12 protein-coding genes and 1 pseudogene are annotated in these 13217 nt (G+C 57.1%); 3 read left to right on the top strand and 10 right to left on the bottom strand.

Annotation, left to right across the window (positions count from 1 at the left end):
* Positions 1-69: 69 nt before the first annotated feature.
* The 10 genes from phnX to DBV39_RS14805 all read right to left on the bottom strand — a co-directional run bounded on the left by phnX (position 70) and on the right by DBV39_RS14805 (position 9462).
* Positions 70-918, bottom strand: coding sequence for a phosphonoacetaldehyde hydrolase (gene phnX / locus DBV39_RS14765; RefSeq protein WP_108622187.1), 849 nt, complete (start codon positions 916-918; stop codon positions 70-72).
* Between the two features lie 117 nt (positions 919-1035).
* Entirely contained in the window at positions 1036-2754 is a 1719-nt protein-coding gene (locus DBV39_RS14770; RefSeq protein WP_193853032.1) for a putative 2-aminoethylphosphonate ABC transporter permease subunit, read from the bottom strand.
* A 19-nt stretch (positions 2755-2773) separates the two neighbouring features.
* Positions 2774-3844, bottom strand: a complete 1071-nt coding sequence (locus DBV39_RS14775) for a putative 2-aminoethylphosphonate ABC transporter ATP-binding protein (RefSeq protein WP_108623301.1) — start codon at positions 3842-3844, stop codon at positions 2774-2776.
* 390 nt (positions 3845-4234) lie between these two features.
* Entirely contained in the window at positions 4235-5296 is a 1062-nt protein-coding gene (locus DBV39_RS14780; protein ID WP_159078975.1) for a hypothetical protein, read from the bottom strand.
* Positions 5297-5675: 379 nt separating this feature from the next.
* Positions 5676-5939 carry a YkgJ family cysteine cluster protein gene (locus tag DBV39_RS14785; protein WP_108622190.1) on the bottom strand — a complete coding sequence of 88 codons (264 nt, stop codon included), beginning with the start codon at positions 5937-5939 and terminating at the stop codon, positions 5676-5678.
* 24 nt (positions 5940-5963) lie between these two features.
* Positions 5964-6440 (bottom strand): DUF934 domain-containing protein, encoded by a 477-nt coding sequence (locus DBV39_RS14790; RefSeq protein ID WP_159078976.1) that lies wholly within the window; start codon positions 6438-6440, stop codon positions 5964-5966.
* A 34-nt stretch (positions 6441-6474) separates the two neighbouring features.
* Complete coding sequence (locus DBV39_RS14795) at positions 6475-6891, bottom strand: sirohydrochlorin chelatase (RefSeq protein WP_108622192.1); 417 nt, start codon at positions 6889-6891, stop codon at positions 6475-6477.
* Positions 6888-7079, bottom strand: a complete 192-nt coding sequence (locus tag DBV39_RS20080) for a hypothetical protein (RefSeq protein WP_227870656.1) — start codon at positions 7077-7079, stop codon at positions 6888-6890. Before DBV39_RS20080 ends, DBV39_RS14795 begins: the two co-directional genes overlap by 4 nt.
* Before the next feature lie 56 nt (positions 7080-7135).
* The gene (gene cobA / locus DBV39_RS14800; protein WP_227870657.1) at positions 7136-7741 is read right to left on the bottom strand and encodes a uroporphyrinogen-III C-methyltransferase; all 606 of its coding nucleotides are present in this window, start codon (positions 7739-7741) and stop codon (positions 7136-7138) included.
* Positions 7738-9462 (bottom strand): nitrite/sulfite reductase, encoded by a 1725-nt coding sequence (locus DBV39_RS14805; protein ID WP_108622193.1) that lies wholly within the window; start codon positions 9460-9462, stop codon positions 7738-7740. Before DBV39_RS14805 ends, cobA begins: the two co-directional genes overlap by 4 nt.
* Before the next feature lie 172 nt (positions 9463-9634).
* Between DBV39_RS14805 and DBV39_RS14810 the strand changes: the two genes are divergently transcribed.
* From DBV39_RS14810 to DBV39_RS20670, 3 genes and pseudogenes are all read left to right on the top strand, one after another.
* Positions 9635-10723, top strand: a complete 1089-nt coding sequence (locus DBV39_RS14810) for a sulfurtransferase (protein ID WP_108622194.1) — start codon at positions 9635-9637, stop codon at positions 10721-10723.
* 258 nt (positions 10724-10981) lie between these two features.
* A pseudogene (locus DBV39_RS20665) lies at positions 10982-11635 on the top strand (phosphate/phosphite/phosphonate ABC transporter substrate-binding protein); the annotation flags it as partial.
* 183 nt (positions 11636-11818) lie between these two features.
* Positions 11819-13132: a diguanylate cyclase domain-containing protein gene (locus DBV39_RS20670; protein ID WP_407669295.1), complete on the top strand. Its 1314-nt coding sequence runs from the start codon at positions 11819-11821 to the stop codon at positions 13130-13132.
* Positions 13133-13217 lie beyond the last annotated feature (85 nt).

Genomic DNA, 13217 nt, shown 5'->3' on the forward strand with positions numbered 1-13217 from the left:
GATCTCCAGTAGGTCGAGTAGGTCGGCAGTAAAGTGAAAGAAAAGGTGAGCCGAAATTCGGTGTCGGGTTCAGGCCAGCCGGGGATCCACACATCCTGGCAGTACAGACAGGTGAGGTCCGATTCCTCTGCGAAGACTGGCGTTGATGGAAGTGATGATGGCTGGCAGTTGCGCGATCGTGTCGATACAGAAATGCGGCGCAGCGGGCAGAAAGGTTTGCATTGCCTGGGTGCGAATGTCGGTTTTCTGGTGTTCGGGCAGGGAATCAAACTCTGCGAACGTGAGGCCACACGCGTTGCCGGACATCAGCAGTGCGACGGTCCAGGTCCCGGCGTGATGTCCCTCCAGGATGCCAACAGGGGTGTCATCAACCTTGACGCAGGAACGAACGTCCAGCGTGCCAAGCTCGGTCATATTGCGAAGGAGCATTCCTGGCCAGGGCCTGGATGACCGAACCTCATCTGTTGCAACATGGCAGTCCACGGTCAGGCCGGCAAGCTCAGACTGACGCACGACCTGGGACAAAATTCGTCGCGGATAACCAGAACAGGAACCGATCTGAACTGATTGTGCACGTAGCCAGGCCAGTGTTTCTTTTGCACCGGGAATGATGTCGGAATAATCTGCCACGCGCTGTTCCTGAAGCGGAAGGAACAGCTCATAAATCGCTGTGACGTCCTCATCGGTCGGATCTCGCTGATATAAAGCTTTGAACTGTTGTGTGATGTCGGGTAATGCACAGAGTGCGCGGATGTGTTCCCACTTGCCCATTCCCATGGGCCCTCTGGCCTGCGCGAGTGTGAGCGTCAGATCCATGGATGCAAACGCCTGCACCAGTACCTGTGTTGGTGCGAAGGACCCGAAATCAACCAACGTTCCAGCCCAGTCGAACACCACAGTTTGCACCCGGTCGGACATACGCCCGACTCCGTGATGTGTGCATGAGTCTGTACTGTGACCCGACACATTGTTCGCCGATTGGGTGGATGACATGAAACGTTCCTCGAATGGTGGGTGGTGGAATGAGATGTCCGGTCAGGCGTGTGTCTGGGTGCGCCAGCGCTGGGTTTGTCTGACAGCCGCTCTGCTGATCCAGTGCAGCAGGGTGACGGCAGTGGCCGAGGTCAGCATGATCACGCAGCACATCGCTGCGGCCGGACCGATGAATCCGGCATCGTCCATATTCAGGACGGCCACTGCGGCCAGAACCGTTGACGGACTATAAAGAAACACCACGGCTGAGACGGTCGTCATGGATGAGACAAACAGATAACGAGCGATATCGAGCAATGCGGGCAGGCAGATGGGCAGCTTGACCCGGATGAATGTTTCGGCTGCCGAGACTTTGAGAGAGGCCGCCGCGTAATCAAGATCAGGATCGATTGTGCGGATGGCTGTGACCGCGGTCAGGTGAGCGCTGGTGTAGAAGTGCACGATGGAGCAGATCACCAGGATGCTCATCGAGCCGTACAGCACACCCAGGGGGTTGTCCGGGTGATTAAAGAAGAATATGTAACCAAGCCCCAGGACCATTCCGGGTATGGCCATGGGAGCCAGACACAACCCGTGCAGAATTTTCTGCATGATGCCGCTGATGCGACCGCATGCATTCTGTCGGGTCTCTGTGATCCAGGCACCGGTAAACACGATCAGCGACCCGAAAAGTGCGGCGAGCGCAGACATCTGCACACTGTTTCGCCAAGCCAGCCAGCCACCACCGTCCATATTGTTGAAGTCGTAGGATCGCAACGACAGCGACAGGTTGTACGGCCAGAAGCGGATGAAGGAGGCCCAGACAGAAACGGCGATGATCGACACGATGACGCCTGACACCAGAGCGACCAGTACGGTAAAGCCAGTGTCCCGGTAGCGGCTCGCACGTAACTGCAGTGGCTGTGCCCGGGCGCTGATGAAGCTGCCTCTGCGATGTCTGAGCCAGTGATCGAGCGCAAACGTCAGCAAGGCCGGCGTAAGCAGTAACAGGCCGATCACCGCACCTTTAGAAAAGTTCATCTGGCCGACCACGGCCTTGTAGGCTTCGATGGCCAGTACTGTGTAGTCGCCTCCAATCACCTTTGCCACCCCAAAATCCGTGACCGTGAGGGTGAACACCAGACACGCGGCGGAGAACACGCCATGTCTGCTGGACGGAAACGTGATGATGCGAAACGCGCGCCAGGGACTTGCGCCCATGGCTTTGGCAGCATCGTAAAGCCGCGCATCAGCGAGCATCAGACTGGTGGTCAGGACCATCAGCGCATGTGGAAACGTGTAGAACGCTTCGCCGATGACAATGCCCCAGAATCCGTAGATCGATGCATCACCCATCCATGGGCGAAACAGTCCCTGGTTGCCGAACAGGTATACGAGCGAGATGCCCGGAAGTAACGAGGGAGCCAGTAGAGGCATCAGTGCCAGCAGTCTCCACAGGCTCTTTGCCGGTATGCACGTGCGCTGCAATGCATAAGCAAAGCCATAGGCGAGCGGAATCACAATCAATGTGGTGGTAACGCCGACAGCCAGACTTCGCAGCGTCTGTTGCACGAACCAGGGTTGTAGAACAATCGAGTTGATGAGCGAAAGACCAAGCCAGTTGCCCCCGGAATCAAACAACGCCCGCAACAGAATGGCCACCATCGGCCAGGCCAGAAAAATCAGGAGCCAGAGCAGCAATGCCCCGAGTACTCCGGTGAGAATCCAGCGATCAACAGGTTTGCGCGGAACCGGTCTGGCCAGAAGGTGCACACTGTGCATGAGCGGCCTTGTGGCGGTGCTAACCATAGGCAATCAGACTGTTTGCCGGCAGATGGACAGAACACTCCTGGCTGCCGTTCAGATGGTCCGCAAGACTGGCATCGTTGGCTGGTACCCAGGCGCGAAGGCATTGTTCCGGCAGGCAGGCCAGTTTGAGCGTGACCCGGAAATGCGTTCCGAGAAATACGGTCTCGGAAATCCGGACATTCAACGTGTTGGGGGCGATGTCACGCGAAGGGGCAATGATCTGGATCGATTCTGGCCGGATGCAGAGTCTGCCGCTCGTTGCAGGCGGGACTGCGCCTCCAAGGCTCAGGATGTTGTTGCCGACCCTGACTCGGGAGGCATCAACCCGCTCATAGGGCAGCCAGTTCGCGTCGCCGACAAACCCGGCCACAAAGTCGTTGCCGGGCGACCGGTACAGTTGCTGGGCGTTACCGATCTGGCGAATGGCGCCAGACTGCATCACTGCAATGCGATCAGCCATGGCCATGGCTTCATGCTGATCATGCGTCACCATGACCGTTGTGACGGATAGCTTCTTTTGCAGTTGTCGAAGCTCTGATTGCAGGTGTTCACGAACCTTGGCGTCCAGTGCCGACATGGGCTCATCTAGCAACAGCAACGATGGTGCAGGTGCGAGCGCGCGGGCCATGGCGACCCGCTGTTGCTGTCCGCCAGAGAGCTGGCCTGGATACCGGCCCTCCATGCCAGGAAGACCGACCATTTCGAGCATTTCCCTGACGCGAGCCGTCACTTTGCTGCGATCTGTGCGACGCTGGGACAGGCCAAAGGCAATGTTCTGAGAGACAGTCAGGTTGGGAAACAGCGCGTAGGACTGAAACAGAATGCCATAGTCGCGCTGCTGGGGATCGAGATGGGAAATGTCACGCCCATCCAGGTTCAGTGTTCCGGAGTCTTGTTTTTCCAGGCCGGCAATGACACGCAAGAGTGTCGTCTTGCCGCAGCCAGACGGACCCACCAGACAGACAAGTTCTCCTTGCGCAACGTCAAGGCTCACGTTGTCCAGTGCGACAACATCACCAAACTGCTTGTTGATGCCTTTGATCGAAAGAAACGGGTTATGCATCGGATGCCCCATATAACCAGAAGGCAAGTCTGCATGATCAGTGTTGCAGGCTCATGACCATATGGGCACATCGATTGCTTAACGATTGATTAACAATTGATTTTTATTAAAAGGGGCAGAGCTTATCCGGCGAGGCAAATCTGCACTCCTGCGGATACGATGCGTCTCTGGATTGCGTAAAGACAGGGTCCCGCAAACAAGCGGGGCCCTGGCGTCGACCCGGGAAAAGTCATCAGGAACCGGTCAATGGCGTGGACCTTCGCCGGGTTTGTACGGGATCTGGCTCAGCCGTCGATACCGTAAGCTTTGTAAATATGAGTCAGCACGAAACCCGAACGTTCTGGCCCATGCTCCTCAGCATGACCTCCCGGTTACCTCAGGTCAGCTCTGTCAAGCGCGCAGTTCCGCCATCTTGTCGATCAACATGTCGTTTGCCTTGTCGAGTGCCTCCTGTGCGGCCTCTGTGTAGGCGGCCGGATCGGCATCGTAGACAAACTCGCGTGTCTGGCTCGCCTGCTGGGAGACGGCCCCCATGAGCCCTCCTTGCAATAGTCCGACAAAGGCATTGGCCGTGGCCTGCATGGCGACATCACCATCAGAGGTCATGTTGGTGATTTTGGCAAACGGTTTATCTGATATGACTGGCTGACCGAGTGTCACTGTTCCGGTTTGGGCTGTACGTATGCCTTTGTCAGCCCGGCTAATGATGATCTGTCCTTTATCGACAGACATCAACTGGCCAACTTCGAGTCGGGTTGAGGAGAACATCGCGCCCTCTGAGGCACCGGCAAAATCCAGCATCAGACTGACACCAAGAACGCGAATATCAGTGTCCTGGCTGAACTTGTCGCTGACCTGCATGGAGCTTGTGCCGCCGAATGTGCTGAAGAAATCGGCATCATTCTCGCCAGGGAAGAATATCTGCTTGTTTCCAATCTGCGTTGGCGAATAGTAGTACCCGACACCGTAAGAGGAGAATATGCCGGACTGGTCAACCTTGAACGGAAACTCCGACTGCGTCATGGCCCGATACTCCGGAGTACTTGTGAACTGCTCGCGAGGGACAACTTCGAACCCTTTTTGCTTGAGATAGCTGACGAATTCTTCGTAAACCTTGTCTGTGATTTGCTGTTGAACCGAGGAATCAATCCCCTCAAGATCGACCAGTGCTGTGGCCGTCGTTGCAGGGCTCAGGATGCCAGACGACGTCTGGGAGAACTTCTTGCTGTCGTTGAAACCAACTTTGAATCCGCCGATAACGACCCTCGTGACACCTTTAAACGCTGGCGCATACGAGACTTCAACATCATCTTTCGTGCCAAGCCCCATAAAACCAGTCGTGCGCTTTTGTGCGGTTGCAGGACCGTCTTCACGTACCTGCACAGCGGCACAGCCCGCTAGCAGAACAACAGCAACCACAGAACCAATCAAGGTAAAGTATCGTGACATCATTGTTCTCTCGATTATCAACATTGGTAGCGCAACGTCGCAATCATGCCGAAACTGCGCCATGAAACCCGTAGGGTGGATCTGCATATTTCGAGAAAATCACCCTCATGTCAAAGAGGGATTACCCTCGCTGAGACCGCCACAATTCAACGAGGATGCGTGTCTGTTCGAAGCCGTCTGAGTCATCTGATTCACCGGATTGCCGAGCTTCCCGGATGTTCTGAGGCAACGATTTTTCAGCTCCAGGAGGGCTTGACGGTGCCCGGTACTTTTCCAGCAGGGTGATCACGTGTTGAGACTCGATTGTGGCCAATCGCGAGGCATCCTGATTCTGCACAGGCAGTGGGGCAGGGCAACTCACACGGAGGTGTTGCGCAGGCTCTCAGGACTTGACAGGACTAGTCGATATTTCCAGCGCGTGCAGCCACGTCATGGCATGTTCGCGGGTCTCACCACACATCTCGGGTTCCGGTTCGAGCGAAAGACAGACGATGGGTCGTTCCGGCTTGCCGAAGATCTTGCAGCGACCCTCTTCAGTTAACTGGATGCAGGGCACACCAGCAGGCTTGCCGTGTGGCATGCCAGGGATGGGACTGGAAATTGAGGGTGCAATACAGCACGCGGCGCAACCGGGACGACAGATCATCCCGGGATTAAAACATTGATCGCCTTAGTGGTGCTGGCGCTGTGCCCAGATCGGCTGGCTACCATCCTGTGCACCTTGGTAGTATGCCTTGAACGGATTGAGCACTGCTGGGTCCAGCGATTCGTCATCGCCCAGATCAAGATGAAAGTGGGTGAAACCGACTCGCCGTAACAGAAAGATCAGATCCTGTGTGATGTCGCCACTTGCATGCAACTCACCTTGGTAGCCAGCTTCGCGAAACCGGGCGGCGAGTGAAGCGCTGCGGCCGTCCGTAAATTTGGCAATCCTGATTTCGATGGCGCGCACATCGGGATGAGCGGCCAGCCATGCAATCACTTTCTCACGCGTACTGCGGTCACTTTCATTGGAGATGAACACATCGGTGTCGATCATAAAGTCGATGACAGTGTTCGAGTCGTCCCTGTCGTCAAGGAGATTGCCATGGAGATCGCAGACGATGCGCGCTGCTTGTCTTTCTGTTTCAAGAAGAATGTCGGACATGATGAGGGTTTTCCGGTAACAGGTGTCGGGAAGTTCAGGTGACTGGCTCGTGCTGGCCAAGTGCGATGTCAGTGAGCACATCGATGACGCGTTCACTCTCCCCGAGCGGAGGTGTGGACTCAAACTGCACCGATGGGTAAGCGATTCGAGCGTGACCGATCAGGTCCGGAATGCACTGGCGGACATGACCACCGGCGGCCAGAAACAGTGGCACCACACGGATGTGGGTTGCGCCTTGCCCGATCAGATCGGCACTGACTTGCTTGAAATCAGGTTGCATGTGCTCCAGAAACCCGAGCGCAACAGGACCCGTATGAGTCTGACTGACACGAACCAGTACACGTTCGAATGGTGTACGCCAGACAGGATCACGTGATCCGTGGGCAAACAGCAGAATGCCGGTTGTGACCGCTGGCTGTGTTTTCAGTGGTGTTGCCTGCGCTACGTTCATTGTGCAACGGGTTCCAGGTTCGTAGCGTAAGTACTGTATGCGCTGTATGCGTCATGCGCTCTGTGCAACTCACGCTGGTCGCTCTTGATGATGGTGTCTGTCTTGTCAACAGCACGTTCTGTTCCCGTCGAAGGCAAGGTCGCAAGTCTGAACGCCTCACCCACCATCAGCACCACCGGACCTGCCATGGCAGGGAGTCCTTGCAACGAAAGTTCTCGCAGGGTCAGGGCCAGCGACTGCCCTTTCAGACTGACGTTCTCAAGTACGCAGACCGGGGTCTGGGGGATTTGCCACCGTGGATCAGTCGGGTGCCGATTTCTCTGGCCATGGCGCTTGCCATGTACAGGACGACTGTACTGGCGGCCAGACTCGCGCGTAACCACTCCGAGTCTTGCTCCCGCTCGTTGCGACCCACTCTGGGTGTCACAAATACGACGCTTCGCGATATGCCGCGTAGTGTCAGACTCGACTGCAGGTGTGCGGCCGCCGCGCTGGCAGTGGTCACGCCAGGCACGATCTCGACGGCGATACCTGCCTCCTGACAGGCTTCGATCTCTTCGCTCATTCGCCCAAAAATGCTGGGATCACCGCCTTTGAGTCGTACGACCTTCAGGCCTTGCCGGGCGTAACTCACAAGCAGGCGACCGATAAATGCCTGTTCGACGGAGACCTTGCCGCCACGCTTTCCGACCGCGATCCAGCGAGCATGAGGGGCTGCTTCTTTCATGCCTTCGGCATCGAGCAAGGCATCGTGCAATACGATATCGGCCTGACCAAGCATGCGCCAGCCCTTGCGAGTCATCAGTTCCGGGTCACCGGGTCCGGCACCGACCAGGGTAACGGCCATCATGCCGGGGTTCCTTCTGCTTCGCGTTTGCCAGATCCTGATCCGGCCTTGCGCACGGTCGAGGTACGGATCGTGTCGGCTGCATCGGCAAAGGTTTTTTTACCGAGTCGTTCAACGGCCTGGCGGAAAGTCTCACCCGACGTACGCTGTTCAAGATAGGTGTTGAGGATCTCTTCGATTGCATCGGCAATCTCGTCTTCAGCAAACGCCCGCCCGATGATGGTTCCCAGTGCGGCGGGTGCGCCATGACCTGAGTGCCCACCGAGCAACACCTGGTAGAAGGCCGCGCCATCTTTGTCCACGCCCAGGATTCCGATGTGACCGGTGTGGTGGTGACCGCAACTGTTCATGCAGCCAGAAATGCGTAAGTCCAGCGGACCCAGGTCCTCTTGCGCGTCCAGGTTCGCGTAGCGTCTGGCGATTTCGTCTGCGATCGGCAGCGAACGGGCGTTGGCCAGCGCACAGTAGTCTCCGCCCGGACAGGCGACCATGTCACCGATCAGGCCGCCGACAGAAGATGCCAGTCCCAATGCGTTCAGCGCCTGGTAGACGGCTGGCAGGTCCGCCTGGCGGACAGCCGGCAGGACCAGATCCTGAGCATGGCTGACACGGAGGTAGCCCTGGCTGAACTGATCTGCCAGATCGGCGATGGCTTCCATCTCCTGGCTCGTGACATCTCCAGGCGGACGTCCTGCGTTCTTGAGGGCAATCAGCACGGCTGCGTGGCCGGATATGCGATGCGGTAAAACGTTGCGCGTACGCCAGCGATCCCAGGCCAGCTTTTCTTCACCTGTGAGCAGGATCTGTTGTTCGTCGAGCAGGGCGCCAGCGCTCCAGTCGGGTTCCTTGAAAGACGCGCGTATCCTCTCAAGTTCGCTCAATGGCAGCTTCTGCGGACCGTCCTTGAGCGTTTCCCATTCGGCTTCTACCATGTCTCTGAAACGCTCCAGTCCGACCGTTCTCACCAGAATCTTGATGCGAGCCTTGGTGAGATTGTCGCGTCGGCCAAGCTCGTTGTAGACACGCATGATGGCGTGTGTGTAGGTCAGCAGGTCAGTCCAGTCCAGACGCTCCCGGATGACGGGTCCAAGAATGGGTGTTCGACCAAGGCCACCTCCAACGCGAACCCGGAACACCGCAGAAGGTTGCGCATCTACGACTTCGAAGGCGAGGTCGTGAATCTGAACCAGTGCGCGATCTTCCGGTGTGCCGGTCAAGGCAACCTTGAATTTGCGGGGCAGGAACGCAAACTCAGGATGAAAGGTGCTCCATTGCCGCAACAGTTCTGCATAGGGGCGGGGGTCGATGATCTCGTCAGGCGCAATACCAGCGAGGGCGTCGCTGGTGATATTACGCAGGCAGTTTCCGCTGGACTGTATGCCGTGCAGACCGACTTCAGCCAGGTCTGAGAGGGCTGACGGGGTGTCTTCGACTTCGATCCAGTTCAACTGCATGTTCTGGCGGGTGGTGAAGTGCCCGTAACCGCGGTCATAGCGACGCGCTACATCTGCCAGAGCACGCAGTTGGTCACTGTTAAGCATGCCGTAGGCGATGGCAATACGCAGCATCGGCGCGTGTCGCTGGATGTACAGACCGTTTTGCAACCGCAACGGCTTGAGCTGATCGTCGCTTAGCAATCCCTGCTTGTTGCGACTGATCTGCGTGGAAAGCTGAACGGCTCGCTCTTTAAGTCTGGCCAGATCGAATTCAGAAGGTTGGTACATGGCTTGCCCGGATTGGTAACTATTCTTTGATGGTATGAATCCGGGCGCAGCCGTGTCCAATACTGGATTGCGATTTGCAAATTGCGTGCGGTCATTAGGATTTGTGTGGATATGCAAATCAGTTATCAGTATTTTCTTTTCTGGCTGGGTGTGAATAAGCTGGACTGGTTGAATGCAAACAGGTTCCGATGTCATGGCACAGTCCACCTATCCAGCAATGCTCTCCATGAAAAAAGTCCATCGTCCGGTCTGGACAGTCGCGACCTTGTTGCTGATCATCCTCGCGACACAGTGGGTCACGTATCAGGGATCGGCTTATGCAACGGGGAGCTCGCAAGCCGCCTTCAGTCCAGCCGCACCACAAGGACAGGATGACCCAGATCTGGCGCCAGAAAGTCAGTGGGTTATCGGCCCGCATGACGCACTGGGGATGATTGCGGCGGGTGCAACCTTGCTGGACGCTCGCACCCTGGCGGCCAGAAAAATCTGGCCTGCCTCGTTGAACGCACTGCCAGTGCATTGGCAGGACTTCTCGTACAAGGCGTTTCAGGATCGGGGGGTTCCTTTGCCAGCGCAAGAAGGAGCCGGGATCCTGCATGAAATGGCTGTGACAAGTGAGCGTCCTGTGATCGTGCTGGGTGACTGGGCAGAGGGCTGGGGCGAGGACGGTCGGGTTGTCTGGACCTTGCGACAGTGGGGGTATCGACAAGTGTTCATGGTTGATGGTGGCCATGCAGCACTGGAAAAAGCCCGGGCGCTCGGTAAGTCCTCTACCCTTGTTGATGGCATGGCGCATCAGACATCTCATCAGTTGCCTGCTCAGAAGGCGGCGCAACCCGCTCAAGATGTGGCCGAGGTGTCGACCAGCCAGGTGCGTGAACTGCTGGATCACGAGGACATCGTGTTTCTCGATGTGCGTGAGCCGCGTGAATATGCTGGTGCGACGCCCTATGGAGAGTCCAGAGGTGGTCACCTGCCCGGTGCGGTCAATGTCTGGTTCAAGGCATTTCTGAGCGAGGAAGGTACGCTCAGATCTGCCAGCGAGGTGCACAACATACTTGTGCGGGCCGGCGCTCTGGACGCATCTTCTGCCCAGGAGAGTCCCATGATCGTGGTGTATGGGTCTGGCGGCTTTCGGTCTGCCTGGGTGGCGGGCGTCCTGAGTCACTATGGTTACGATGTGCGACATTATGCCGGATCGATGTGGCAGTGGTCGGACAGACCCTGGTTCTGGTACCCCCTGGTCACAGCCTCACGCTGACTGGCGCAGGGGGTGATGCAGGCCATGTCGATCAGGTCGTTCAGCACGTATTCGAATCTGCGTATACACTCGGTCAGGACTCATCTCTGCTAGGTATATTGCTATCGAGTGTTTGCCATGATGACTGCCGGGAGGCTGCGTGCATGCGTGTTCTGGTTGATATTGACAGTTCTGTTCCTGTCTTGTTTCGGTCAGGCTCGTGCTGAAGACGCCAGGTCGCTGACCCTTGGCGTGTTCGCCTATCGTCCCGCTGAACAGATGCAAAGGCTGTGGGAGCCGGTTGCACAGTTTCTGGAGAACGCACTGGGTGATCATCAAGTTGACCTGCGCGTACTGAATCAGGAAGAACTGGCCCTGGCGATTCGCAATGGTGAGCTCGATCTCGTCTTTACCAATCCGACGCATTAAATCCGCCTGCGGGCAGAGAATCACCTGTCCGGTGCGATTGCGACGCAGGTGACGGTCGAGAACGCACAGCCGGTATCCGAGCTTGGCGGGGTGGTCATTCGTCGCAAAGACCGATCCGACATTGCCAGACTGGAAGACCTTGCGGGCAAACAGGTTGCGATTCCAGGTCGAGAATACCTGGGTGGTTTCATCACGCAGGCCATGTTGCTTAAAAAGCGCGGTATGAGTCTGGGAGATATCCGGTTCGTCGAGCTTGGCAGTCCACACGACAAGATTGTCCGGGCGGTTGTGCAAGGCGATGTTGATGCCGGATTTGTGCGCTCCGGCATTCTCGAGAGTCTCCGGTCAGCGGGCAGTCCTCAGGCGGATGAACTCGAGGTGGTCGAACCCGCTCACTACGACGGATTCCCGTTTGCGATCACGACGCCGCTCTATCCAGAGTGGGCCGTTGTGGCCATGCCCCAGCTTGATCAGGATGTCGCCAGGCGCCTGGCTTCGGCCCTGCTGTCGCTGGATTCGTCTGACCCGGCCGCCCGTGCTGCTGGCATATACGGTTTTACCATTCCGAAGGATTATCGTCCGGTTGAGGAGGCTATGGTGGCTTTACGCGTGCCACCGTTTGAGACCGCACCTGAGGTCAGCTGGGTCGAGTTTGTTGGTCAGAACAGACCGGTGTTTTTTCTGGGGATGCTGCTGTTCACTTTTCTGGTCGGCGCCGGCCTGGTTCTGTTGTTGTTGCAACGTAAACTTCGGGCTTCAAAGAGGCTGACCGACTCGCTGAACCAGCGTTTCCAGGATCTGGCAGACAATGTGCCTGGTGTTCTCTTTCAGTTCCGTTTGCGCCCGGATGGTACGTCTCACTTTCCGTTGGTGTCCACCCGGATCCAGGCAATCTATCGTTGTTCGCAGAGTCAGGTTCAGGACGATGCGAGCTCAGTGTTCCAGGTGATCCATCCGGACGATCTGGACGTTGTCAGGCGAAGCATCCAGGATTCAGCCAGACAGATGAGTGTCTGGCATGCCACGTATCGTGTGCTGCATCCGCAACGAGGTGAAATCTGGGTCGAGGGTAGCTCCACTCCGACGCTGCAGGATGATGGCAGTGTTCTCTGGCACGGGGTGATCATCGACATCACTGAGTTGCAGCACAATCGCCAGGCGTTGCGACTGGCAGGGCAGGTCGTACAGTTCACCAGTGATGCTGTGGTCATTTTCGACAAGGATGGGTCCGTACAACAGGTGAACCCGGCATTTATACGGATGACGGGGTACGACTTTGCCACGATTGCGCAAAATGGGCTGAACTGTCTGGATCCAGTCTCGTTTCCCGCCAATGAGGCCGCTGTTCGTGTCGACCGACGCGACACAGTCTGGATGACGGCAACGGGCGAGCCGCTTCCCGTCCTGCTCTCTATTTCGCCCGTGAGGGGAGAGAGCGATGACATTACCCATTTCGTGCTGGTGGCCAAGGACATCAGCGAGATGCGTTCCAAGCAGGACGAGCTGGACAGACTCGCGCATTATGATGCGCTGACGGGCCTGCCGAATCGGCGATTGCTCGCTGACCGCCTCGATCAGGCCGTTGCCCATGCCAGACGAACAGGGGAAAGCCTGGCACTGGCCATGCTGGATCTGGATGACTTCAAGCCTGTCAACGATCGCTACGGACATGATGCTGGTGACCGTCTGCTGGTCGAGGTGTCAAACAGGCTCAAGGCAACGGTGCGTGCCGAGGATACGGTTGCGCGGCTTGGTGGAGACGAGTTCACCCTGATACTGTGGAATGTTCAGGGCGACACTCCATTTGAGCGAGTGATCGCTTGTGTGCGTGAGCCGGTTGTCCTTGATCAGGGTGTGGTGCAGGTCAGTGCCAGCATGGGGGTGACCTTCTTTGATCCTGTGCAACCCATGAACGGCGAACAGCTGATGCGCCAGGCTGATGTCGCCCTGTATCGGTCCAAGGAGCAGGGCAGAAACCGCTATACGTTGTTTGAAGAGTAGGTTGCAGGACCTGCTTCCCAGGCCAGTGCGCTGCCGGCTACAGCGACAGAAGTCAGACCCGACTTCTGCCAGTACGTATTCCGGC

The organism is Orrella marina, assembly GCF_003058465.1.
GTDB lineage: Bacteria > Pseudomonadota > Gammaproteobacteria > Burkholderiales > Burkholderiaceae_B > Algicoccus > Algicoccus marinus.

Excerpts from the sequence above, each read along its gene's own strand:
- DBV39_RS14780 (WP_159078975.1), bottom strand. The coding sequence starts at position 5,296 with ATGATGTCACGATACTTTACCTTGATTGGTTCTGTGGTTGCTGTTGTT.
- DBV39_RS14775 (WP_108623301.1), bottom strand. The coding sequence starts at position 3,844 with ATGCATAACCCGTTTCTTTCGATCAAAGGCATCAACAAGCAGTTTGGT.
- DBV39_RS14785 (WP_108622190.1), bottom strand. The coding sequence starts at position 5,939 with ATGATCTGTCGTCCCGGTTGCGCCGCGTGCTGTATTGCACCCTCAATT.
- phnX (WP_108622187.1), bottom strand. The coding sequence starts at position 918 with ATGTCCGACCGGGTGCAAACTGTGGTGTTCGACTGGGCTGGAACGTTG.
- DBV39_RS14770 (WP_193853032.1), bottom strand. The coding sequence starts at position 2,754 with ATGCACAGTGTGCACCTTCTGGCCAGACCGGTTCCGCGCAAACCTGTT.
- DBV39_RS14790 (WP_159078976.1), bottom strand. The coding sequence starts at position 6,440 with ATGTCCGACATTCTTCTTGAAACAGAAAGACAAGCAGCGCGCATCGTC.
- DBV39_RS14795 (WP_108622192.1), bottom strand. The coding sequence starts at position 6,891 with ATGAACGTAGCGCAGGCAACACCACTGAAAACACAGCCAGCGGTCACA.
- DBV39_RS14810 (WP_108622194.1), top strand. The coding sequence starts at position 9,635 with ATGCAAACAGGTTCCGATGTCATGGCACAGTCCACCTATCCAGCAATG.
- cobA (WP_227870657.1), bottom strand. The coding sequence starts at position 7,741 with ATGATGGCCGTTACCCTGGTCGGTGCCGGACCCGGTGACCCGGAACTG.
- DBV39_RS20670 (WP_407669295.1), top strand. The coding sequence starts at position 11,819 with ATGCTGCTGTTCACTTTTCTGGTCGGCGCCGGCCTGGTTCTGTTGTTG.
- DBV39_RS14805 (WP_108622193.1), bottom strand. The coding sequence starts at position 9,462 with ATGTACCAACCTTCTGAATTCGATCTGGCCAGACTTAAAGAGCGAGCC.
- DBV39_RS20080 (WP_227870656.1), bottom strand. The coding sequence starts at position 7,079 with ATGGCAGGTCCGGTGGTGCTGATGGTGGGTGAGGCGTTCAGACTTGCG.